The organism is Xenophilus sp. (genome assembly GCF_044462705.1).
In the GTDB taxonomy this organism is placed as follows: Bacteria; Pseudomonadota; Gammaproteobacteria; order Burkholderiales; family Burkholderiaceae_C; genus Xenophilus; species Xenophilus azovorans.
This window is the reverse complement of record NZ_JBIQNC010000357.1, coordinates 1-2458: the sequence shown is the minus strand read 5'-3', so window position 1 is coordinate 2458 and position 2458 is coordinate 1. Positions and strand designations below refer to the sequence as shown.

At 68.2% G+C, this 2458-nt stretch carries 1 protein-coding gene; it reads left to right on the top strand.

The features are described 5' to 3' along the window. A partial coding sequence (gene rpoC, locus ACIY1X_RS26090) for a DNA-directed RNA polymerase subunit beta' (protein ID WP_399686493.1) occupies window positions 1-2458 on the top strand: 2458 nt, incomplete at both ends.

The window sequence follows — 2458 nt, the reverse complement described above, 5'->3', positions numbered from 1 at the left end:
GACATCATCGTGCGCAACGAGAAGCGCATGCTGCAGGAGTCGGTGGACGCGCTGATGGACAACGGCCGCCGCGGCCGCGCCATCACCGGCACCAACAAGCGCCCGCTGAAGTCGCTGGCCGACATGATCAAGGGCAAGCAGGGCCGCTTCCGCCAGAACCTGCTCGGCAAGCGCGTCGACTACTCCGGCCGTTCGGTCATCGTGGTCGGCCCGTACCTCAAGCTGCACCAGTGCGGCCTGCCGAAGAAGATGGCGCTGGAGCTGTTCAAGCCGTTCATCTTCGCCAAGCTGCAGCGCCGCGGCCTGGCCACCACCATCAAGGCGGCCAAGAAGCTGGTCGAGCGTGAAGAGGCGGAGGTCTGGGACATCCTCGAGGAGGTCATCCGCGAGCACCCGGTGCTGCTGAACCGCGCGCCGACCCTGCACCGCCTGGGCATCCAGGCGTTCGAGCCGGTGCTGATCGAGGGCAAGGCGATCCAGCTGCACCCGCTGGTCTGCACCGCGTTCAACGCCGACTTCGACGGCGACCAGATGGCCGTGCACGTGCCGCTGAGCCTGGAGGCCCAGCTCGAGGCGCGCGCGCTGATGATGGCGTCGAACAACATCCTCTCGCCGGCCAACGGCGAGCCGATCATCGTGCCGTCGCAGGACGTGGTGCTCGGCCTGTACTACATGACCCGCGCGCTGGAGAACACCCCGGGCGAGGGCATGGTGCTGGCCAACATCGCCGAGGTGAAGCGCGCCTACGACAACCGCGTCGCCGGCCTGCACGCCAAGGTCAAGGTCCGCATCACCGAGACCGTGATCGGTGCCGACGGCAGCCGCGAGAAGAAGTCGTCGATCGTGGACACCACGATCGGCCGCGCGCTGCTGGCCGAGATCCTGCCCGAGGGCCTGCCGTTCGCGCTGGTCAACACCGAGCTGACCAAGAAGGCGATCAGCCGCCTGATCAACTCGTGCTACCGCCGCCTGGGCCTGAAGGACACCGTGGTGTTCGCCGACAAGCTGATGTACACCGGCTTCGCCTACGCCACCCGCGCGGGCGTGTCGATCGGCATCGACGACATGACCATCCCGGACGAGAAGAAGGGCATCCTCGACGAGGCCGAGGCCGAGGTGCTGGAGATCCAGCAGCAGTACCAGTCGGGCCTGGTCACCGCCGGCGAGCGCTACAACAAGGTGGTGGACATCTGGTCGCGCACCAACGAGCGCGTGGCCAAGGCGATGATGGAGGCCATCGGCACCGAGACGGTGACGAACGCCAAGGGCGAGAAGGTCCCGCAGAAGTCGATGAATTCGGTCTACATCATGGCCGACTCCGGCGCGCGCGGCTCGCAGGCGCAGATCCGCCAGCTGGCCGGCATGCGCGGCCTGATGGCCAAGCCTGACGGCTCGATCATCGAGACCCCGATCACCTCGAACTTCCGCGAGGGCCTGAACGTCCAGCAGTACTTCATCTCGACCCACGGCGCCCGCAAGGGCCTGGCGGACACCGCGCTGAAGACCGCGAACTCGGGCTACCTGACCCGCCGCCTGGTGGACGTGGCCCAGGACGTGGTGATCACCGAGCAGGATTGCGGCACCCACGCCGGCCTGACCATGACCCCGATCGTGGAAGGCGGCGACGTGGTCGAGCCGCTGAAGGACCGCGTGCTCGGCCGGATCGTGGCCGAGGACGTGTTCCTGCCCGGCGACGACGCCGACCCGATCGTGACCCGCAACACCCTGCTCGACGAGACCTGGGTGGCCAGGCTCGAGAACGCGGGCGTGCAGTCGATCAAGGTCCGCTCGACCATCACCTGCGAAAGCGCCTTCGGCGTGTGCGCGCACTGCTACGGCCGCGACCTGGGCCGTGGCCACATCGTCAACCTCGGCGAGGCCGTGGGCGTGGTCGCCGCGCAGTCGATCGGCGAGCCCGGCACCCAGCTGACGATGCGCACGTTCCACATCGGTGGCGCGGCGTCGCGTGCGGCCGCCATCGACAACGTGACGGTCAAGACCACCGGCTCGGTCAAGTTCAACAACCTCAAGTCGGTGGCCCACGACGAGGGCAGCCTGGTCGCGGTGTCGCGCTCGGGCGAGCTGTCGGTGCTGGATACCCACGGCCGCGAGCGCGAGCGCTACAAGCTGCCGTACGGCGCCACCATCACGGTCAAGGACGGCGATGCGGTCAAGGCCGGCCAGACCGTGGCCCACTGGGATCCGCACAACCACCCGATCGTCTCGGAAGTCGCCGGCTTCGTCCGCTTCGTGGACTTCGTCGACGGCGTCACCGTCATCGAGAAGACCGACGACCTGACCGGCCTGGCCTCGCGCGAGATCACCGATCCCAAGCGCCGCGGCTCGCAGGGCAAGGACCTGCGCCCGCTGGTCCGGATCGTGGACGCCAAGGGCAACGACCTGAACATCCCGGGCACCGACCTGCCGGCGCAGTACCTGCTGCCGCCGCGCTCGGTGG